Annotated in this window: 24 protein-coding genes; 1 reads left to right on the top strand and 23 read right to left on the bottom strand. The window is 40.8% G+C overall.

The annotated features are described in order from the left end of the window. The first annotated feature begins 7 nt into the window (after positions 1-7). Positions 8-1360 carry an MATE family efflux transporter gene (locus OGM16_02035; protein UYJ47082.1) on the top strand — a complete coding sequence of 451 codons (1353 nt, stop codon included), beginning with the start codon at positions 8-10 and terminating at the stop codon, positions 1358-1360. A gap of 712 nt (positions 1361-2072) precedes the next feature. Here the strand turns inward: OGM16_02035 and OGM16_02040 are convergent. From OGM16_02040 to OGM16_02150, 23 genes are all read right to left on the bottom strand, one after another. Next, entirely contained in the window at positions 2073-2786 is a 714-nt protein-coding gene (locus OGM16_02040; GenBank protein UYJ47083.1) for an aminotransferase class I/II-fold pyridoxal phosphate-dependent enzyme, read from the bottom strand. Positions 2787-3072: 286 nt separating this feature from the next. Then, positions 3073-3825, bottom strand: a complete 753-nt coding sequence (locus OGM16_02045) for an amino acid ABC transporter ATP-binding protein (GenBank protein ID UYJ47084.1) — start codon at positions 3823-3825, stop codon at positions 3073-3075. Beyond that, complete coding sequence (locus OGM16_02050) at positions 3822-4034, bottom strand: hypothetical protein (GenBank protein ID UYJ47085.1); 213 nt, start codon at positions 4032-4034, stop codon at positions 3822-3824. Before OGM16_02050 ends, OGM16_02045 begins: the two co-directional genes overlap by 4 nt. Further along, complete coding sequence (locus tag OGM16_02055) at positions 4031-4579, bottom strand: amino acid ABC transporter permease (GenBank protein UYJ47086.1); 549 nt, start codon at positions 4577-4579, stop codon at positions 4031-4033. The genes OGM16_02050 and OGM16_02055 overlap by 4 nt, the downstream gene beginning before the upstream one ends. Before the next feature lie 11 nt (positions 4580-4590). After that, positions 4591-5484: a transporter substrate-binding domain-containing protein gene (locus OGM16_02060; GenBank protein ID UYJ47087.1), complete on the bottom strand. Its 894-nt coding sequence runs from the start codon at positions 5482-5484 to the stop codon at positions 4591-4593. 106 nt (positions 5485-5590) lie between these two features. After that, entirely contained in the window at positions 5591-6283 is a 693-nt protein-coding gene (locus OGM16_02065; protein ID UYJ48373.1) for a DUF1847 domain-containing protein, read from the bottom strand. 344 nt (positions 6284-6627) lie between these two features. Further along, positions 6628-7092 (bottom strand): Hsp20/alpha crystallin family protein, encoded by a 465-nt coding sequence (locus tag OGM16_02070; protein ID UYJ47088.1) that lies wholly within the window; start codon positions 7090-7092, stop codon positions 6628-6630. A 228-nt stretch (positions 7093-7320) separates the two neighbouring features. Then, positions 7321-7470 carry a 50S ribosomal protein L33 gene (rpmG, locus tag OGM16_02075; GenBank protein UYJ47089.1) on the bottom strand — a complete coding sequence of 50 codons (150 nt, stop codon included), beginning with the start codon at positions 7468-7470 and terminating at the stop codon, positions 7321-7323. Positions 7471-7506: 36 nt separating this feature from the next. Continuing rightward, complete coding sequence (locus OGM16_02080; GenBank protein ID UYJ47090.1) at positions 7507-8445, bottom strand: TIGR03943 family protein; 939 nt, start codon at positions 8443-8445, stop codon at positions 7507-7509. After that, on the bottom strand, positions 8442-10007 hold the full coding sequence (locus OGM16_02085) for a permease (GenBank protein UYJ47091.1): 1566 nt from the start codon (positions 10005-10007) through the stop codon (positions 8442-8444). Before OGM16_02085 ends, OGM16_02080 begins: the two co-directional genes overlap by 4 nt. A 1-nt stretch (position 10008) precedes the next feature. Then, positions 10009-11004, bottom strand: a complete 996-nt coding sequence (locus tag OGM16_02090) for a GTP-binding protein (GenBank protein ID UYJ47092.1) — start codon at positions 11002-11004, stop codon at positions 10009-10011. Between the two features lie 44 nt (positions 11005-11048). After that, positions 11049-11852, bottom strand: coding sequence for a metal ABC transporter permease (locus OGM16_02095; GenBank protein UYJ47093.1), 804 nt, complete (start codon positions 11850-11852; stop codon positions 11049-11051). After that, complete coding sequence (locus OGM16_02100; GenBank protein UYJ47094.1) at positions 11839-12570, bottom strand: metal ABC transporter ATP-binding protein; 732 nt, start codon at positions 12568-12570, stop codon at positions 11839-11841. Before OGM16_02100 ends, OGM16_02095 begins: the two co-directional genes overlap by 14 nt. A gap of 70 nt (positions 12571-12640) precedes the next feature. Then, positions 12641-13669 (bottom strand): metal ABC transporter substrate-binding protein, encoded by a 1029-nt coding sequence (locus OGM16_02105; GenBank protein UYJ47095.1) that lies wholly within the window; start codon positions 13667-13669, stop codon positions 12641-12643. Between the two features lie 65 nt (positions 13670-13734). Then, positions 13735-14055, bottom strand: coding sequence for an AraC family transcriptional regulator (locus OGM16_02110; GenBank protein UYJ47096.1), 321 nt, complete (start codon positions 14053-14055; stop codon positions 13735-13737). Positions 14056-14100: 45 nt separating this feature from the next. Further along, the gene (locus OGM16_02115; protein ID UYJ47097.1) at positions 14101-14532 is read right to left on the bottom strand and encodes a transcriptional repressor; all 432 of its coding nucleotides are present in this window, start codon (positions 14530-14532) and stop codon (positions 14101-14103) included. A 314-nt stretch (positions 14533-14846) separates the two neighbouring features. Further along, the gene (locus OGM16_02120) at positions 14847-15311 is read right to left on the bottom strand and encodes an Hsp20/alpha crystallin family protein (protein UYJ47098.1); all 465 of its coding nucleotides are present in this window, start codon (positions 15309-15311) and stop codon (positions 14847-14849) included. Positions 15312-15493: 182 nt separating this feature from the next. Then, on the bottom strand, positions 15494-15817 hold the full coding sequence (locus OGM16_02125; protein ID UYJ47099.1) for a DDE-type integrase/transposase/recombinase: 324 nt from the start codon (positions 15815-15817) through the stop codon (positions 15494-15496). Between the two features lie 148 nt (positions 15818-15965). Then, positions 15966-16286 (bottom strand): hypothetical protein, encoded by a 321-nt coding sequence (locus OGM16_02130; protein ID UYJ47100.1) that lies wholly within the window; start codon positions 16284-16286, stop codon positions 15966-15968. Between the two features lie 99 nt (positions 16287-16385). Further along, a complete protein-coding gene (locus tag OGM16_02135) occupies positions 16386-16715 on the bottom strand; it encodes a type II toxin-antitoxin system RelE/ParE family toxin (protein ID UYJ47101.1) in 330 nt (109 codons plus the stop codon). Continuing rightward, positions 16712-17020: a type II toxin-antitoxin system RelB/DinJ family antitoxin gene (locus OGM16_02140; GenBank protein UYJ47102.1), complete on the bottom strand. Its 309-nt coding sequence runs from the start codon at positions 17018-17020 to the stop codon at positions 16712-16714. The genes OGM16_02135 and OGM16_02140 overlap by 4 nt, the downstream gene beginning before the upstream one ends. Before the next feature lie 171 nt (positions 17021-17191). Next, positions 17192-18568, bottom strand: coding sequence for an MATE family efflux transporter (locus OGM16_02145; GenBank protein ID UYJ47103.1), 1377 nt, complete (start codon positions 18566-18568; stop codon positions 17192-17194). A 69-nt stretch (positions 18569-18637) separates the two neighbouring features. Next, positions 18638-19075, bottom strand: a complete 438-nt coding sequence (locus OGM16_02150) for a MarR family transcriptional regulator (GenBank protein ID UYJ47104.1) — start codon at positions 19073-19075, stop codon at positions 18638-18640. Positions 19076-19111 lie beyond the last annotated feature (36 nt).

Genomic DNA, 19111 nt, shown 5'->3' on the forward strand with positions numbered 1-19111 from the left:
ACATATTATGAAAACAGATAGTGCGCAGATACAATATGATAAAATGACAAAAACCCCCATCAACAAACTGGTGCTGCAGCTTGGACTGCCAACTACTGTCAGTATGCTTGTGACCAGTGTATACAATATGGCTGATACCTTCTTTGTAAGCCAGCTGGGAACCAGCGTCAGCGGCGCAACAGGAGTCGTTTTCGCTTTAATGGCTATTATCAATGCCTTTGGGTTCATGTTCGGACATGGGGCGGGCAGCAATATCAGCCGCAAACTGGGAGCACATGATATAAAAAGCGCCCGCAAATTTGCATCCACCAGCTTCTTTTTATCCTTATTATGCGGCACTCTCATTTGCATTCTGGGCTTTCTCTTCCATTCACCCTTCATGCGTCTCCTGGGAAGTACCGATTCCATCCTTCCTCACGCCATCGAATACAGCACCTGGATCCTGATCGCAGCACCTGCCATGGCATCCAGCTGCGTTATGAATAACATTCTCCGATACGAGGGAAAAGCCTTTTTTGCAATGCTTGGCCTTGCTTCCGGCGGTATTTTAAACATCTTCGGGGATATGTTCCTGATTTTCGTCCTTAAACTGGGTGTCCGGGGTGCAGGTATCTCCACTGCCGTTTCCCAGTACATCAGTATGGCTATCCTCATCAGCCCATTCCTTCGCGGAAAAGTCCAAAGCCGCCTAAGTATCCGTTACGTCACCCACCAATTTGAGGATGTCACCAATATCCTTGCAACCGGTTTTCCAAGCCTTATGCGCCAGGGCTTAAACAGCGTTTCCGTCATGGTATTAAACCGTTTCGCAGGTCCCTACGGCGATGCTGCTATTGCAGCCATGAGCATTGTCACAAGGATCATAAACTTCCTTTTCTGCGTAGCCCTTGGCATCGGACAAGGCTTCCAGCCTGTCAGCGCTTTTAATTATGGTGCCGGAAAATACAAACGCGTCCGGGATGCCTTCTGGTTCAGCATCAAAAGCAGTTTCGTGGTAATGAGCATTTCCGCCTTTATCGGCATAACCTGCTCTGCCCACATTGTCCGCATGTTCCGCGACGATCCGGCAGTCCTTGCAATTGGCATTCCCGCTCTTCGCATCCAGTGCTTCGCCCTCTTCTTCATGCCACTTTCCCTCTATGGAAACATGCTCTTCCAGAGCATCGGCAAAAGCGGCCGGGCTACCTTTCTGTCCATGATCCGGAGCGGTCTGGTATTCATCCCCGTTCTCTGGCTCATGAACACTATTCTTGGACTTACCGGGATCCAGATATCCCAGACTATCTCCGATGTCATTTCTGCTACTATTGCCTTACCTATGGTAGTAAAATTCTTTAAAACCATGCCTAAAGATATGTAGAGTTTTTTCTCTCCCCCCCCCCCACATTCGTGTTATAATTAACCCGTTGTCATACCCAATCCGGCAACGGAAGGGGGGTATTTATGTTGACAGAATTTATATCTTCTTTTCTATCTGCTGTTGCGGCTGGTGTAGCCTGCCACTACATAATCAAATGGTTGAACAGTAGAAAATAGTGACAACCAACCTAAAAAAGAAAACCCCCGGAGTGCCATCCGGGGGTTTTCACTTTAGTGTTTCTGTTGACAGAAATACATATCTTCTTTTGCCTAAAGGCATTATATCATATGAAGATTTTATTTTCAATATTCATCTTTACTAACTTATCTATTCCGACATCCTAGTACATCGTTTTCGAAATAACTATACCACTCACTTGTCTGCGAATCTGATTGCACAGGTCTAAAAGCCTCAGCGTAGCCCGCTACGCCTGCGTTTTTAAACCTGCACACTCAAATCCGCATCCTGCGTGATCATTACAGTTATTTACGAAACGATGTACTAGCTGAAAAGAGGATGAGGTACATGAGAAGCATCCATTTCAGAAAAAAGACCTGTTTTGTGAGTATAGCGTCAGGTCGGTGATACACTGTCTGAACATGCGCAGCATGTGAGTTTGTATCGCAGATCTGACAAAAAGCGACGGAGCAAAACAGGTCTTTTTTCGCCAGGATGCGCCTTATGTACCTCATCCTCTTTTCCTGCAATTTTTTTAGACGTTTTTACTTTGTAAAGCTTTCTCCACCCGGTCAAAAGCTTCTTCCAGGTAAGATCTTGGGCATGCAAAATTCACACGTACAAAGCCTGGTGCTGAAAATGAATCTCCATCATTGAATTTCACACCAGCTTCTTTCATAAAAAATCCGGCCGGATCACTTACCCCCGTTTCCCTTGCATCGATCCATCCTAAATAAGTACCTTCACTGTGGCAGATGGAAAGCCCCGGGATCCGGCTGATCCGCTCATCCAGCCATTTCTTGTTCTCCCTCAGATATTTCAATAATTCCTGTCTCCATTCTTCCCCTTTCGTAAAAGCTGCCTCAAAAGCAATAAAAGAAAGAGTATCAAAAGGAGCATGCATTGTGGCTGCCACTTCTTCATATTTATGTCTTAACTCTTCATTAGGAATAACAGCAAACGCCAGCGGAAGACCAGGGATATTATAAGTTTTGCTTGCTGAGTGGTGAAGGATCACTCTTTGTCTTTCCTCATAATAAGAAATAACTGCCTGATACACACTTTCCCCAGGGAATGTATACCCCAAAAAAGGATGCTCCAAGCGGTTTTTCAATGCTTCTAAAACAGGTTCTGCCACCGGAAGATCCATATCCGCGATCCATAGCGGGATATAATCCCCGCCCTGACCGTCCCATTTGGCACAGTCGGTATGTTTTCTGTTTATCTGTCGGTTAAAATCAATCTTCATTGAGGACTCCTTTCTTGCTAGTATAATCCACAAAATTATCCGCCCCTTTCACTTGTCTAAATTCCCATCTGCCGCGTCAGCTTCAATCGACGATGCTACCGGCATCGCCTCATTCAGCTTCCTTGCACATGAAAATTTATCCTGCGTGTAATGGATCGGTAATTATCGTGGATTATACTAGCCCGCACTTACGTGCTCTATTGCCTGCTGTCGCAGGCGGGACCTTCGTTAATGGCTTGTGAAAAACAAATACCGCTTGGGGCGTTGCTTGTTTTTCTCTAGCTCATTAGATGGTATAAGACCACTTTGGCAGCACGCGCTCTAAAAACTGCCTTGTTCTTTCTTCTCTTGGGTGTGAAAAGATCTCATCCGGCTTTCCTTCTTCCACTACAACACCACCGGCCATAAAAATCACCCGATTGGCTGCATCAGAAGCAAAGCTCATTTCATGGGTCACAATGATCATGGTGATCCCTTCTTTTGCAATATCACGGATGACTTTTAACACTTCTCCCACCAGTTCCGGATCCAGCGCTGAAGTAGGCTCATCAAAAAGGATCACGTCCGGATTTAACACAACCGCTCTGGCAATACCCACTCTTTGCTGCTGTCCGCCGGAAAGCTGGGATGGGAAAAAATCAGCCTTATCCTTAAGTCCTACTTTTTCCAAAGCATCAAGAGCAATCTGCTTTGCCTTCTCTTTGGATACCCCCCGCGCCTGGGTCAATCCTTCCATTACATTTCCAAGAGCCGTTTTATTGGCAAACAGATTATAATTCTGAAAGACCATGGCAGTCCTTAAACGGATCTCATGAATCTCTTTTTTCTTTGCTTTTGCTGCATCTACTGTAATATCTCCCACTGTGATCGTTCCGGCATCAGCTCTTTCCAGAAAATTAATGCACCGCAGCATGGTAGTCTTTCCGGAGCCGCTTGGACCGATCACTACCACCACATCACCTTTATTTACAGTAATATCAACACCTTTTAAAACCTGGTTCTGTCCAAATGCTTTATGTAAACCTTTGATCTCGATCATGTCGTACCTCCTGCTGCATATTTATACCGTTTTTCCATTACATAAAACAGCTTTTCCACGCAGACGCACATAGCCCAGTAAACAATAGCCACTGCAATATACGCCTCCAGATAACGGAAGTTCACTGCCGCTGAATTAATAGCCGCTCCTAAAATATCATTTACGGAAATAAGATATACAATGGATGTGGACTTTAAAAGACCGATCACATTGTTGCAAAGAACGGGAAGTGCTGCCGGAACAGCCTGGGGAAAGATCCGATCACGCGGGTTCCAAATGAAAGGGCTGCTATTTTAAATGCCTGTGGGATAATGATCCTTTTGTAAGCCTGAAATGTAGTAAGTCCTACAGAAGCTGCCGCTTCACGCTGGCCCTTAGGGACACTTTCAATGGAAGAACGGATGATCTCTGACATAAATGCCCCATCATTTAAAAGATATGTGACCAGTACAAAAAACAGCTTGCTCCAATGGTTAATATTCACTCCTAAAGGAGCCACAAGAAGAGGCAGTCCATAATATACTACAAATAGCTGTACCAGGACCGGGGTACCTCTTACAAAGGAAATATAAAGAGCTGCCAGTTCTCTTAACACTGGTATTTTAAAGATACGTGCCGCAGCCAGAATAAATCCCAGGACCAGCCCCCCTGCAACGCTTACCACTACAATAAGAAGCGTTACAGGAAAACGAGACAAGATTTTCGGGAAATATTCCAACATATCACTAAAACGGAAAATGCTGGAAAGATCCATATTTTTTACTCCTATTCTTCTGAATTATAATCACTTCCCGTATACTCAATGGAAAGCTTTGTAAGAGTTCCGTCCTCTTTCATTGCCTTTAAAGCAGTATCCATATCATCACGAAGCTGTTCCTCTCCCTGGGCCAGCATGAAATATGCCTGGGACTCACTGAAATAACTGTCTTCATTGATATCGTAGCCGCCGCCAAATGCTTCATTGTATTTCTTAAATGTCTTCTTAGTTGCAACAATAGCATCCAGTCTTCCATTCATTACATCATCATAAATACTTTCACTGGTAGCACCATTAGAATATACAATATCGATCTTGTTATCATGTTCTGCATTGTATGTTTCCAGGATCGCTGCTGTGTTGCTTCCCTGACCGGCACTTACTTTCTTTCCAGCCAGATCATCAATGGAATGGATATCATCTCTTCCTTTTTTGTATACAAGACGTTTGTTGTAAGAGGCAAATCCTTTGTTAGTAAACAGATATTTCTTTTCTCTTTCCGGATTCTTTTCAAACTGCTGGGATCCGATGGAAACCTTCTTTGCATCCAGGGCAACGGAAATATTGGCAAGCTCCATGTTTTCAATCTGGAATTCATACTGCGGAAGGCGGTTGTCAATCTCCTGTAAAACAGCCACATCATAACCTGCCGGCTGATTGTTTTCGTCTATATATGTATATGGCTCAAAAGTGGCGCCTACTGCTACATATACTTTTCTTACCTTCTGACTGTCTGAATTTCCCTGGGCTGTTGTATCCTGTATGGTATTCTGTTCTGTATTCTGCCCCCCGTTTTGTGCTGATCCGCTCCCTGCTGTTTTGCTGCCGCAGCCGGATAAAATAGCTGCTGTAAGTACAACTCCGGCAAATACTCTGATACCTGGATTCCATTTTTTTCTCATAATCGCTTCCTCCTGCTTTTTCCTGCTTTTTTTCTGTTTTCCATTTTTACTGACTTTGCACATTAATGAATTTTCACATATTCATTGTAATTATCACTTTGGAGTGTTATTTCTCTTCCTTTTTACCGCCTTCATCATCCCACAATGGCTGCTGTAAAAGCCGTTTATAGTAAGCTCGTGTCTGATACAGTGCACCTACCGGGTTATGGGCCAGAACCCGGTCCTTTGTAACCAGTGTGGTTGCCAGTGCCTTGGAATATTTATAAAACAGACTATCATGGCCTACACAAAGCCCGACTACTACATTTAACTGGGTTCCTGCTTTATTTAACAGCTTTGCCTGTAAAATAGGATTACACATCACCGGCCCGGTCTTACATGTATATTTCGGATCCAGACCTATATCTGTTTTATCTACAGAACCAACCTTACATGCCACTCCGTATACATCAAAACCATTTAATTTTAATATCCTTGCAAAGATCCGGCTTTCCTCAATCAGACCTACACAGGTTGCAATACCGATCTTCTTTGCGCCAATCCTTTTTGCTACTTCCATGATCTCCTCTACGCGGGTATATTTTCCATAAAAACCACCTTCCACTTCAGCGGAGGCAATAGCTATTTTATTATTTTCTTCATTTTCTGTATAAAGCTTAACTACTTTTTCCAATTCTTTTTCTGTCAGCTTCTCTGTAAGACAAAATTCCGGATAAGAGGCGTTCCGTTTGGAACAGTTAAGCACACCACAGTCTGTACAGCTGTGTGGAAATGCCTTTAGCTCTGTACTTACTGGCATTTCCTGAGTTTTTTTCATGTTTTTCTTACTCTTAGTGTCTTCTTTCCTGTTGTCTTTGTTTTTCTTGTCACTCATATGCTCTCTCCCGGCTTTTTATTAACATACTTTTTTGATATGTTAATGGGCATTATAGAGATGGTGAGCATTTTTGTCAACAGGCGTTTTTCTATTGCCTGTTATAAAAAAGCCTATAACAAAGCTATAGTAAAAATCATTGCAGCAAATAGCTATTCCACATAAAAAGCCACCGGAAAAAGCTTTTACACTTCTTCCGGTGGCTCTTATTTATAACCTTATAATCTTATGACCTTATTTAGTTGACCAGCTCTTTCTCCCTGTTCCCATTAACCTTCAATAGAAACATACTTCTTCTGCTCTACTGCCGGCTTTGCTTCCTTCTTCGGAACGAACAGCTTCAGGATACCATGTTTGAACTCGCCCTTGATATCTTCCTCTGTGATGTCTTCACCTACATAGAAGCTTCTCTCACAGGATCCTGCGTAACGCTCTTTACGGATGTAACGGCCGGATTTCTTATCCTGTTCGTCTTTATCAAGTCCCTTGGCTGCACTGATGGTCATATAACCATTCTCCAGGGATACCTTGATCTCATCTTTTGTAAATCCTGGCAGATCCATTTCCAGCTCATAACCGCCTTCTGTTTCCTTGATATCAGTCTTCATCAGGTTTTTGCCTCTGCGGCCATACAGCTTCTTTTCTACATTGCTTTCTGCGTTATCATCGAAAAATGGAAAATCCTTCATAAAGTTATCAAATAAATCTTCTCCAAAAATACTAGGCATTAACATAAGTCATCTCTCCTTTTCCTAAACTCTCTATGTTTTATTTTACTTGCTATCTTTTGGAACCTGGGATGTTTGGAAACCTTCCAGAACCTTTGGCCTTTTACTTCTTTTCCTCTTTGTTCCTTTCTGCTTCCCTTTCTTTGTTCTAGTTGTAATATAACACTTGTTATTAGCAGTGTCAAGAGGTGAGTGCTAATTTTTTGTGAAGTTTTTGTGAACTATTTTTAGTATTTATTTTGTTTCTTTATGCAGCGTATATTTGCGCAGGCGGGGACAATATTTCATGATTTCCACCCGCTCGGGATGTTTCTGTTTATTTTTCGTCATTGTATAATTTCTATCATGACATTCTGTACACTCTAATGTTATTTTTACTCTCATAATTTATATGGATCCTTTTTCACTTTCTATTTTTCATCAAAAATAAGGATAAATATATTCCTCTTCCGGCTTCTGTGCCGGTTCTATGCTTTCAGCCTGTAAAATAATGGAATTTCCATCCCCTGTTATCCCAAGCGTTCCTTTTACAGTCACCCATTCATTATCCTGAAACTGATCTCCCTTTTCTGCATTGATCAGAAAACCCATGGGAATCAGGTCTGCCGCGCAGCACCACATTGCCAGACGTACCAGGACAAAATCACATTTTCGGGTAATGTCTTCACTACGATATACAAAGCCTTTTATCTCAACGGTCCAGCCAATATATTTCTCATAGTAATTACTCAGTTCATACATCCAGGTATAATAATCGTCATCTGAAATCGTTATGGTTCTTGCTTCTTCATTAAGTCCATTTAGCTCATACCATGGATTTTCCTCTTCTGCTCCAGATGTATACACATCTGCTGCTCCTGTGGCTGTTTCTTCTTTATATACCTTTGTCTGATCTGCAGCTGTTTCCTGTTCATCCTCAGTACCAGTTTTAGCCGCCTGTGTTGTTTCTTCCGTTTCTTTCTTGCTGTCTCTTTTTATGGAAGAAAACACCCCATTGTCATCATATCCTGCCATCCCGCTTTCTTCTGGCGTTTTTGGTGGGATCACCATTAAAAGAATGGGAATAATAAATATAAATGACCGGGCGATCCTCGCTTTATAACGGGGTATCAGTAAAAAACGGCCTTCTGCCAGTGTCCAGATAAACATAAGTACCGACAATCCATATAGATATGGTTTCATCCGTGGAGTTACATACTTTAAATATTTTCCAGAATAAGTCAGATAAAACAGCAAAATTCCAAAGATCAGATAACAGGTACATTCAACCAACGCCTGAATATTTACAGCAACCATACTGTTTCTTTCTCTGTAATCCTCTTTTTCGTTTTTTCTTTTATCCCTCTGCTCTTTTTTCATATCCGGATCCCTCCGTTTTCAAAAAACACAAACAGCATTATCACTGTAAAACATACCACAAATACAGTCAGTAAAAGACGAAGGACAAATCTGGATTTAAAGCCTGAAAGCAGCATTGCCACATTTTTAATATCCATCATCGGACCAAATACCAGAAATCCCAGGATTGCCCCTACTGGGAAGCTTCCTGCCATGCTCCTGGCAACTACGGCATCAGAGGAAGAGCAAAGAGAAAGTACAAAAGCAAGGCACATCATCATTAAAAGAGCTACACATGGTCTTACATCCTTTCCTGCTGCCATTGTTGTCTGAAACAGGTTCTGAAAACAGGAAGAAACCAAAATACCCACAATAAGAAACTTTCCTACAGAGAAAAATTCATTTTGTGCATGCCGGATAAGTTGTTCTATGCGGGATATCCGTACATCTGGCTGCAGCCAGAAAGTATAATCATCGCATAAAACCGAGGGAGGCATTTTTTGCTCCAGTAAAGGATTTTTTGAAGGCTTTATTGCATATGTAAGACCACAGATTACTGCACATAAAATTCCAAGACCACATCTCGTAGCGATCATTTTATAATTTCCATTAAAAGCATAATACGTTGACAAGATCACTACCGGATTGATCACAGGAGATACCAGCATAAATGTGACAGCTGCCGACACAGGTACTCCTTTTTTTACCAGGCTTTTAAAAACCGGTATGGATGCGCAATCACATACTGGCAGGCAAAATCCAGCCACAATAGCAAATATCTGACCTGCAAATGTTTTTTGTGGAAAATGTCTCTGGATCCAGTCAGCAGGTACATATATCTGGATTAGGGATGACAATAAAACTCCTATAGCAAGAAAAGGCACTGCCTGTAAAAACACTCCCAGGAAAATACCTGCCCACCGGCCCAGATTTATTCCCGTTTCGTACATCAGCAGACAAAACACCATGTAAAATAATACAAAAGTAATCATGATCAGCAGCCAGTGGACCGGATAAAATTTAACAGCGAAAAATTCTCTTCTGAAATGCTTCCAGTCATGGCTTGTATACACTTTTATCCCTGGATTACAGCTATGTAAAAATTCTTTTCTTTCTGACCGGGAATGTCTGCTTTTTGTGCGGATATAAGCACAGTCACTTCCTGCAATCTGGGAAAATGTGGGAAGTCCGGCATCCATGATCCGGCTTTCCATGTGTCCTCCGTCTGCCACGTAAATGACCCGTTCCACCGTTACTACCATTTGGGCTGGAGAAGAAAGAAACATTTCTTCTAATGTATGAAAATGCTCGATTCCATTCCACTCTATCAGCATCAGATCTGCGGGTTGTTTTTCCAGATATAAAATAACTTTTCCAGCTACAGAAAATGGCTCTTTTTCCAGTTCTTTTTTTGAGAAAACAAGCTTTCTTACATTATCTGCCTGAATAAGAGGTTCTTCTCCTTCCTCAAACTGTAAAACTAAAACATTTGTATCACTCAGTTCTTCTTTTAGCAGCCTGTTGATAAGCGTTGTTTTTCCAGAATCCAACAGACCAGTTATGACCCAGGTAAATGCTCTCATTTCAAACACCTTCATTCCACAAAGCCTTTATCTGTTCTCTGTCCAGACCAGTTCCAATAAAACATACCTGATCTGACTCTGCACTGGTAGGTTCTATGCTTAAATATCCTGGTACAAAGTGAAAAACCAGATTTTTTGGCTCATCCTGTGCTGTATTTTTCGCTGAAAGGATCCCTTTTCCACGAAGGATCTCACCTTCTGCCTGCTTTACAACATACATGACTCTTCTTTTTAATTCTTCCAATGCAACCGGCTGATCACATTTTAATGTAACAGAAGAAAAAATCTCGCCTGCAAAATGCTTTCTGAAAAAGCCTATTTTCCGTTCTCTTCCACTGTCTGCCTTTCTTCGGATCCGCACAGGTTTCATGGAAATTGCCTGTTCCAATTCCAGTTTCAGGATACGGCTGTTTTTAAATCCATAACGGAAAACTCTGCCTGGTATCTCTGACCACGAACCTGTCTCTATCCTTGCTTCCGGATTCAGTTCTTTTATCTTTTTCATAACTGTCAGTACCTGATTCGGCTGCTCTTTCTGATGACTAAAAAGGATCATATCACCATAAAGAATCTGATCCTCATAAATTTCTCCGTAGTTTTTTCTGTATTTATCAAAAAAGCGCACATCTACCGTTGTGATCGTCTGCTGCAACTGGAGCTTTCCCTGATCTTCCAGCGAAAAACATGATTTTAATATGTCTGAAAGTTTTCCTACACCTGAAGGTTCTATCAGCAGCACTTCTGGAGCATAACTGGACAGTAGCATTTCCACTGTTTTTTTTAAATCACCTGCCAGACTGCAGCAAATGCAGCCTTCAGTCAGGCTGTTCACTTTCAGATCGTATTTTTCAAGGAGACTGGCATCAATTCTTGCTTCTCCAAAATCATTTTCGATCACAGCTATTTTCTTACCTTTAAAAGCTGTGTTTATGATCGTCTTTATAAGCGTTGTTTTTCCGGACCCAAGAAATCCGGATATAATATAAGCTTCTGTCATATCTGTTCCTTCTTTCTGCCAGACCCATTTATAAAAACAATTATTCAACTTCTGTTCAGCATATTTTTTACTATAAGCACCACAATTAAAAATACCACACCTACCAGTACAATAGTCCCACCTGGCTTTAATCCCAGATAATAGGCGGCACTCAGTCCAATAATCATAAATACCACATCCAGGATCACCGCCAGAAGAACCGTCTGATGATAGCTTTTTCCCAGCTGTATGGCACAAGCTACAGGCACTACCATCATGGAGGACACGATCAGTGCACCTACTGTTCTTGCTGCTACGGATACAGTCACTGCGATCAACACTGTAAACAGGAAATTTACCATTTTAACCGGCACACCTGCCAATCTAGCACTTTTCTCGTCCAAAGATATATAGAATAATTCTTTGTAAAACAATATAAACAACAAAAGAACTGCCATACAAATACTGACCACAAGATACAGTTCTTCATTGCTGATTGCAACAATACTTCCAAAAAGAAAACTGTTAAAATTTGCTGTATTTTTTACAAATCCAGACAATACACCTGCCAGCCCAATCCCTGCAGACATGGTTATGGCGATGGACATTTCTGAAAAGCGAGGCAGTTTTCTGCGTATTCCCTCCATTCCGAGAGCCGCCAGCACACAGGTCACGGAAGCAGTAAACACCGGATTTATCCCAAGGATCAGACCAATGGCAACTCCAGCTAAGGAAGTATGGGACAATGCATCTCCGATCATAGACAGTCTTTTGCAGACTACCACTATGCCAATACAGGGAATCACTGCTGCCAGCAGGATGCCTACAATAAAAGCCCTTTGCATAAATGCATATTTAAACATCTCCATATTCCAATTCCTTTTCCTTTTTTAAAGTGTCTCTCTGCGCACAGCAGCCTTTTATCTGTCTCAATTTTCCCTCTTCCAACAGCCATACTGTATCTGCATACGCTTCCATTCTCTGCCTGTCATGAGTGATCATAAAGATTGTTACATCCTGTTCCTTGTGGATTTTTTTTAGAAGTTCATAAAAATTTTCTGTACTGTTCTCATCCATTCCAGATGTAGGCTCATCTAAAAGAAGCAGTTTCGGTTTGTTTACAAGAGCCCTTGCTAAAAGTACTCTCTGCTGCTGTCCGCCGGACAGCTTTCCGATCAGTCTTTTGGAAAATTTTTCCATCCCCACCCCAGCAAGTGCCTGTTGTACCATTTCTTTTTCTTCTTTACCGGCAAAGCGAAATTTTCCAATCCTGGTATATAAATTAGCCTGAACGATTTCTTCTACTGATGCAGGAAAATTCTGATATGACGCCATTCCTCCCTGAGGTACATAGCTAATCTTTGACCAGCTATGAAACTGGCAGACATTCTGCCCAAACAACCGGATCGCTCCCTGTTCATCCAGAGAGATTTCTCCTAACATCAGCTTTAACAATGTACTTTTTCCTGCTCCGTTCTGACCCAGAAGGACACAAAAAGTGCCTTCTGGGACCGTAAATTGAATCTGTTTTAATACCTGAACATTTCCATAAGAAAATTTCTGTATCTGTACTTCTATGGTGTCCATTTCCATACTCCTGTCTGTCTAAATGGTCTGTTTTGTGCTTTTAGAATTATTTATAAATGGTCTGTTATTTTTACTCTAAAGCTGCTTTTAACTTTTCTAAGTTGCTTTCCATCACAGAAAAATAATCTTCTCCTGCTGCCAATTCCTCATCACCAAGTCCTTCCAATGGATTTAACATTTCTGCTGACGCACCTGTTTCATACGCAATGGTTTCTGCCACCTTTGGGCTGACCAGCTCTTCAAAGAAGATCACTTTTACATGATTTTCTCTTACAAAATCAATGACTTCTGCCATTTTGGCCGGATCTGGTTCTGAGTCAGGGGACAGTCCTTCAATTCCTACCTGTTTTAAACCATAGGCATCGCAAAGATAACCAAATGCTTCATGGGCAACTACAATATTTTTGTTTGTCAGCCCAGAAATAGTATCTCTATACTCCTGATCCAGCTGGTCAAATTTAGCTGCATATTCTGTATAATTTGCTTCATAGTAAGACTGGTTGTTCGGATCTGCTTTTACAAAAGCATCTTTGATATTTTCCATTTCCTTCTTTGCATTTAACGGACTTAGCCAGACATGAGGATCATACTGCCCATGATCCTCATCAGTTTCTTCATGCTCTTCTTTTTCCTCATGACCCAGACGCAAAGTAATCCCCTCTGATGCTTCAACAGAAACCAGATTTCTATTTTCCAGACTTGCCAGAACTGTACTTACCCAGTGCTCCATACCTGCCCCACTATATACAAACACATCTGCATCTTCCAGATTTTTAATATCTGTAGCTGCCGGCTCCCAGTCATGTGGCTCTGTGCCAGCCGGAACCATATCCATTACCTTAACCTTATCTCCACCAATCTTAACTGCAAAGTCATACATGGGGTAGAAGCTTGCCATTACCTTCAATTTGCTTTCTTCTGCCTCCTTTTCAGTCTCAACGGTTCCGTCTTTTGAAACTGCTTCACTCTTTTTTGCTGCCTTTTCTACTGTTATCTCAGTTGATACACTCTTTGTTTTAGAGCAGCCTGAAAGCATGGGTACACAAATAAACGCTGTCATCATCAGCGCACCGGCTATAATATTCAATTTTCTCTTCATAATGCTTATATTCCTTTCAAATATACATACTGAATGCATAATACTGTATTTTGTTCCGGAATATTTTAATCATTTAAACGGATTTTTAAGCTGACTAAAGACACCGGACATAATTCGAGTCCGGCCAGATATAAAAGAATGATTATTTCTGTTAATATATAGGCAAAGGCAAGCACATCTCCCATTCCCACTGCCTGTGTAAGCAGACGGATCTCGTGTTCACAGCTTTCCATCTGGGTACAGACCGGGCAGTCCTCGCCAATACACTCATGTTCTGTATGCGTAATGATAAAAAAGCCAGAAAGAAGCAGCAAAACAGCAACCATGACCGCTGTAAACACTGCCATGATCTTTTTGCTCTTAGAAATAGAAATAAGATCGTTCACGTCTGCGCCTCCTTTATATGCTCTGGCAACTTTTTATATTCGGTGTTATGCAAAATCTCTACTGTTTTTTTCCTTTTTGCAACAGCCACAATATCCATACAGTATCATATGATGTCGATCAAGTTCAAAACCATGTTCCTCTGAAATATGATCAAAAAAAGCTTCCAGTCTGGAACATTCCAACGGGATAAAACGCCCACACTTAAGGCACACCAGTTTTCCAGGTTTTTCTAATATTTCTTTCTCTGCGAAACAATATCTTGTTTTGGTTCCATCTTCTGTAGGAAGTTTAATAACTTTTCCTTCCTCTTCCAGACGTTCCAATGCCCGGTACACCGTCGTATATCCCACTGTTATATTATCTTTCTCCAGACACTCCATAAACTGATCTACCGTAAGAAAACGCAGTTTTTGTTTTTTTAGGCAGCCTAAAATGACTTCCTGTTGTCTGGTTTTATATTTTCCCCGCTCTGCCATATACAACTCTTCTTTCGTTTTATTTATGGATCACAGAATAATCCTGATCCGATTTGCTTATTCCTTGATTTGACCGAATTTGAATTTGAAAACCGTTTTCATATTATATCAATCATCCCATAATGTCAACAAGAACATTTTTAAAGCCGCCAAAATTTTTCTCTTTTACACGAACAAAAACGACTCGTTGTCCACGCAAATAAAAAGCCACCCAAAAAAGCTTTTACGCTTCTTTAGGTGACTTTTATTTATACCTTATAATCTTATAACCTTATGATCTTATTTAGTTGACCAGCTCTCGCATCCTATTCCTATTAACCTTCAATAGAAACATACTTCTTCTGCTCTACTGCCGGCTTTGCTTCCTTCTTCGGAACAAACAGCTTCAGGATACCATGTTTGAACTCGCCCTTGATATCTTCTTCTGTGATGTCTTCGCCTACATAGAAGCTTCTCTCGCAGGATCCTGCGTAACGCTCTTTGCGGATGTAACGGCCGGATTTCTTATCCTGTTCGTCTTTATCAAGTCCCTTGGCTGCACTGATGGTCATATAACCATTCTCCAGGGATACCTTGATCTCATCTTTTGTAAATCCAGGCAGATCCATTTCCAACTCATAACCGCCTTCTGTTTCCTTGATATCAGTCTTCATCAGGTTCTTGCCTCTGCGGCCGTACAGCTTCTTTTCTACATTGCTTTCTGCGTTATCATCGAAAAATGGAAAATCCTTCATAAAGTTATCAAATAAATCTTCTCCAAAAATACTAGGCATTAACATAAGTCATCTCTCCTTTTCCTATACTCTCTATGCTTTATTTTACTTGTTATCTTTTGGAACCGGGGATGTTTGGAAACCTTCCGGAACCTTTGGCATCTTACTTCTTTGCCTCTTTGCCTCTTTGCCTCTTTGTTCCTTTCTGTTTCCCTTCCTTTGTTCTATCTGTAATATAACACTTATTGTTAGCAATGTAAAGAGATGAGTGCTAATTTTTTGTGAAGAATTTGTGACGCCTTGAAAGCTTTCTTCAGTGCATTTATGACCATTCTGGTGTCCAAGGTATCATCTACCTCCCAGCCAATAATACAACGGCTATACCAGTCAATGATGGCTGTCAGATACAGGAAGCCGTGCTTGATGGGGATATAGGTGATGTCGATTGACCATGCCTGATTTGGACGGTCGATAACGGCGTTACGAAGCAGATACGGGCAGACTTTTACCTGTTGCATACGTTTGGAAAGATTCATCTTTGGATAGAGCGGATCAATCCCCATTTTAGTCATATAGCGGCGCGTTTTCCGGCGTCCCACTTGATGACCAAGCATTTTCAGCTATGAAGACATTTGACGGGCTCCCCAGGTAGGATTATCGGTATGCAGATGATCAATGATAGCTTTGCATTCTAATTCTTCCTGAGATATGGGTGTTCCATTATATTGTGACACTCTGGATAAAAATAAATTCTTCGGATTTTTGCAATAAATCCTCTACACTGCCACAATAGGGAATCAACTCTTTATAAGCCTGTTGAACCTCTGGCAATAAATCCATGTAAGCAAAGTACAGCTTATTTAATCGTCTGACAGATGTTGACCTTACAATGTCGCCAGCAAAGGGAAGCTTCATATCAATGATTTGATAATCTCCACTATCAACTTCCACACCGATCAGGTCACGGAACAGCTCATAATCAATGGATAAATCAAACCATCGAGAAGTTTTATCCTCTGCTGATTTGGTCGTTTCAATCAATACGCTACATTCTTACATCGTAACTCAGTCCTTTCTTCTGATTTTGAGTATGAAAAAAGCAGTCGATCATAACTGAAAGACTGCTTTAAATCATATCCTTTATTGCTTTGTGTGGAAATTTAACTGATTGTCTATGTCCCGTCCGGCATACATTACTCTAAGTATTGTTACAACCTTTTTATCGCTATCTGGAATATAAAGTATCACATAATTGTCTACTGGTAATACACGAAGTCCACGAGTTTCCCACGGTTCTTTTTCATATTTTCGATAACGCTCTGGTATCGTATCCAGGCTTAATATCTGTTCTTCCAGACGTTCAAGCTGTCCGCTTGCATTTTCCGGCGCTTGTAATTCAAAAGCAATATATTCAAAAATTCCTCTCAAATCACTGTCAGCCTGTTCGGATACTTCTATTTCATATATCATAAGCCATAATCCTTGCGAATGTCAGCAAAGGCTTTCTTTGCATTTTTTGTCCGTCCAGCCTGCATATCCGCATATCCTTTCTCCAATTCTTCATTGAACTCCGCTTCTGATAATGTGCTGATGTCAACAGGTCTGGCAGATGGTATTTTTACTTCAAACGGAAGTCCTCTCTGTAAGATAATCTGTTTATAAAACATATTGATAGCACTGGAAGCAGGGATACCAAGTGTAGACAGGATACTTTCTGCTTTTTCTTTGACATCTGGTTCAATCCTTGCATATAAATTTGCTGATTTTGTAGCCATATAAAACATCTCCTTTTGTGAGTAGTATTTCCATCTATCTTTATTATATGTAAATGTCCGCACAATAGCAATACTAATTTTATGCTCCAATAATCTTATTGAATATGTTCACATATAATAATGAGGTCACATTCCATGACCTCATCACTTTCATTTTTTCCAGATCTGCCATTATTTGGCTATACTCTGTTCCAGCGGCATAGAAGCCAGAAATGACAGTTCTTTCTTTTCAGCTATTCCCAGATAAATAATTGCAAATGCAACTGTTACTGTTTCACCGGTGAGAAAGCTCCACCAGATTCCATTGATCCCCATCATCCTACCCATAATTGATGCAAGTGGAAGCAAAATGATCACCTGCCTTAGCGCGGAAATTAAAAGGCTGGCTATTCCTCTTGAAAAGCCCTGTAAAGCATAACAGGTCATTACAGAAATTCCTCCAAACACAAAACTAAGTCCCAAAATACGCAATGCAGTCACACCAAGTAAAAACATTTCTTCTGATGGTGCAAATGCTGATATTAACTGTATCGGCAGCATCTCCATTATGATCAAACCAAACAGTCCGATCAAAGCAGAATACGCCCCGCTAAGCCGGATAACTTTCTTAATCCGTTCTGCATGTTTTGCGCCAATGTTAAATGCTACGATCGGGATCAAAGCATTATTCAATCCAAAAACCGCCATATACACAAATGTCTGTAATTTAAAATATGCTCCAAATACTGCTGTTGATGTTGTTGAAAAATCCAGAAGAAGTTTGTTAATGCCAAAACACATAACGCTGGACATAGATTGCATAATGATCGTTGGAATTCCAACAGTACAAATCCCCTTAAAATAATAGCTTTCTAATTTAATGCATTTAAAATCAAACTGCACATCTGTATTTTTAGTCAGATTAAAATATAATCCCAACAGCATTGCTATAATCTGACCTGCCACTGTAGCAATTGCCGCACCTCTGGTTCCCATTGCCGGCAAACCGAAATATCCAAAAATAAAGATGGGATCTAAAATAATGTTGATGACCGCACCAACGATCTGCATTACCATTGTATAAGAAGTCCGGCCTGTTGACTGCAATATTTTTTCAAATATCAGCTGGAACATCTGCCCAAATCCAAATACACAGATAACCGTAAGATAATCAACTCCCATGGAAACTATTTCCCTATCGCTGGTCTGAACTACATAAAAACTTCTTACACAGAAAATGCCAAATAATAATATCAGCACATAAAATCCGGCACCAAGGATGAGACCATGCATAGCTGTCTGATCAACCTTTTTTTGCTTCTTTTCACCTAAATACCGTGATAATAATGCATTGATCCCTACACCGATTCCGGTTCCGGTCGCAATAATAACATTTTGTATCGGAAATGCCAAAGACACTGCTGACAATGCGTTCTCTCCATAATGGCTTACAAACAGACTATCCACCACATTATATAATGCACCGATCAACATAGATAAAACCATTGGTGCCGCCATTGTACGCAAAAGCTTATTAACCGGCATGATCCCCATTTTATTTTCGTTCATTATGCCCTCCTTTTAGGTAGTGTACTACTTATATATTTTTATTTAAAGTGTACCTTACATGCAGGTACACTATTTTTCGATGTTTTCAAGCATTTTTTCTGATGCCTTCAAAAATATTTGTACATGTTCTTTTGGAATGCCATCACAGATTTTATTAAAAATCTCCCAGTCCATTTCCTTAAGTTCTAAGTGAATATCCTTATATTCGTCCGTACAATTAATCTTTTTGTAACGCCCATCAACTCTGCTCTGCGTACAGATAACGGCATTTTTCTTTTCCAGTCTTTTAATAATTTCAGTCATTGTCGGATGCGTCACAGCTAACACCTTTTCTAAATCTTTCTGGTTTATTTCTTCAATCCCCATTGACTCCAAACGGCTTAATTCTCCCAGTACTCTTAACTGCACAGCCGTTAACCCCATCCGATTTGCACGTTCTTCCAGTTTCTTCTTAAATTCCCTGTCTAATATAGAAAACCGAAGTCCTGGAGCAATATTCGTTTTCATAAGCTCCCCTCCTTAATTAAGTAGTGCACTACTTAT

Source organism: Lachnospiraceae bacterium (assembly GCA_025758065.1).
GTDB lineage: Bacteria > Bacillota > Clostridia > Lachnospirales > Lachnospiraceae > Enterocloster.

Excerpts from the sequence above, each read along its gene's own strand:
- OGM16_02035 (UYJ47082.1), top strand. The coding sequence starts at position 8 with ATGAAAACAGATAGTGCGCAGATACAATATGATAAAATGACAAAAACC.
- OGM16_02040 (UYJ47083.1), bottom strand. The coding sequence starts at position 2,786 with ATGAAGATTGATTTTAACCGACAGATAAACAGAAAACATACCGACTGT.
- OGM16_02045 (UYJ47084.1), bottom strand. The coding sequence starts at position 3,825 with ATGATCGAGATCAAAGGTTTACATAAAGCATTTGGACAGAACCAGGTT.
- OGM16_02055 (UYJ47086.1), bottom strand. The coding sequence starts at position 4,579 with ATGGATCTTTCCAGCATTTTCCGTTTTAGTGATATGTTGGAATATTTC.
- OGM16_02060 (UYJ47087.1), bottom strand. The coding sequence starts at position 5,484 with ATGAGAAAAAAATGGAATCCAGGTATCAGAGTATTTGCCGGAGTTGTA.
- OGM16_02065 (UYJ48373.1), bottom strand. The coding sequence starts at position 6,283 with ATGCCAGTAAGTACAGAGCTAAAGGCATTTCCACACAGCTGTACAGAC.
- OGM16_02070 (UYJ47088.1), bottom strand. The coding sequence starts at position 7,092 with ATGTTAATGCCTAGTATTTTTGGAGAAGATTTATTTGATAACTTTATG.
- rpmG (UYJ47089.1), bottom strand. The coding sequence starts at position 7,470 with ATGAGAGTAAAAATAACATTAGAGTGTACAGAATGTCATGATAGAAAT.
- OGM16_02080 (UYJ47090.1), bottom strand. The coding sequence starts at position 8,445 with ATGAAAAAAGAGCAGAGGGATAAAAGAAAAAACGAAAAAGAGGATTAC.
- OGM16_02085 (UYJ47091.1), bottom strand. The coding sequence starts at position 10,007 with ATGAGAGCATTTACCTGGGTCATAACTGGTCTGTTGGATTCTGGAAAA.
- OGM16_02090 (UYJ47092.1), bottom strand. The coding sequence starts at position 11,004 with ATGACAGAAGCTTATATTATATCCGGATTTCTTGGGTCCGGAAAAACA.
- OGM16_02095 (UYJ47093.1), bottom strand. The coding sequence starts at position 11,852 with ATGGAGATGTTTAAATATGCATTTATGCAAAGGGCTTTTATTGTAGGC.
- OGM16_02100 (UYJ47094.1), bottom strand. The coding sequence starts at position 12,570 with ATGGACACCATAGAAGTACAGATACAGAAATTTTCTTATGGAAATGTT.
- OGM16_02105 (UYJ47095.1), bottom strand. The coding sequence starts at position 13,669 with ATGAAGAGAAAATTGAATATTATAGCCGGTGCGCTGATGATGACAGCG.
- OGM16_02115 (UYJ47097.1), bottom strand. The coding sequence starts at position 14,532 with ATGGCAGAGCGGGGAAAATATAAAACCAGACAACAGGAAGTCATTTTA.
- OGM16_02120 (UYJ47098.1), bottom strand. The coding sequence starts at position 15,311 with ATGTTAATGCCTAGTATTTTTGGAGAAGATTTATTTGATAACTTTATG.
- OGM16_02125 (UYJ47099.1), bottom strand. The coding sequence starts at position 15,817 with ATGACTAAAATGGGGATTGATCCGCTCTATCCAAAGATGAATCTTTCC.
- OGM16_02135 (UYJ47101.1), bottom strand. The coding sequence starts at position 16,715 with ATGATATATGAAATAGAAGTATCCGAACAGGCTGACAGTGATTTGAGA.
- OGM16_02140 (UYJ47102.1), bottom strand. The coding sequence starts at position 17,020 with ATGGCTACAAAATCAGCAAATTTATATGCAAGGATTGAACCAGATGTC.
- OGM16_02145 (UYJ47103.1), bottom strand. The coding sequence starts at position 18,568 with ATGAACGAAAATAAAATGGGGATCATGCCGGTTAATAAGCTTTTGCGT.
- OGM16_02150 (UYJ47104.1), bottom strand. The coding sequence starts at position 19,075 with ATGAAAACGAATATTGCTCCAGGACTTCGGTTTTCTATATTAGACAGG.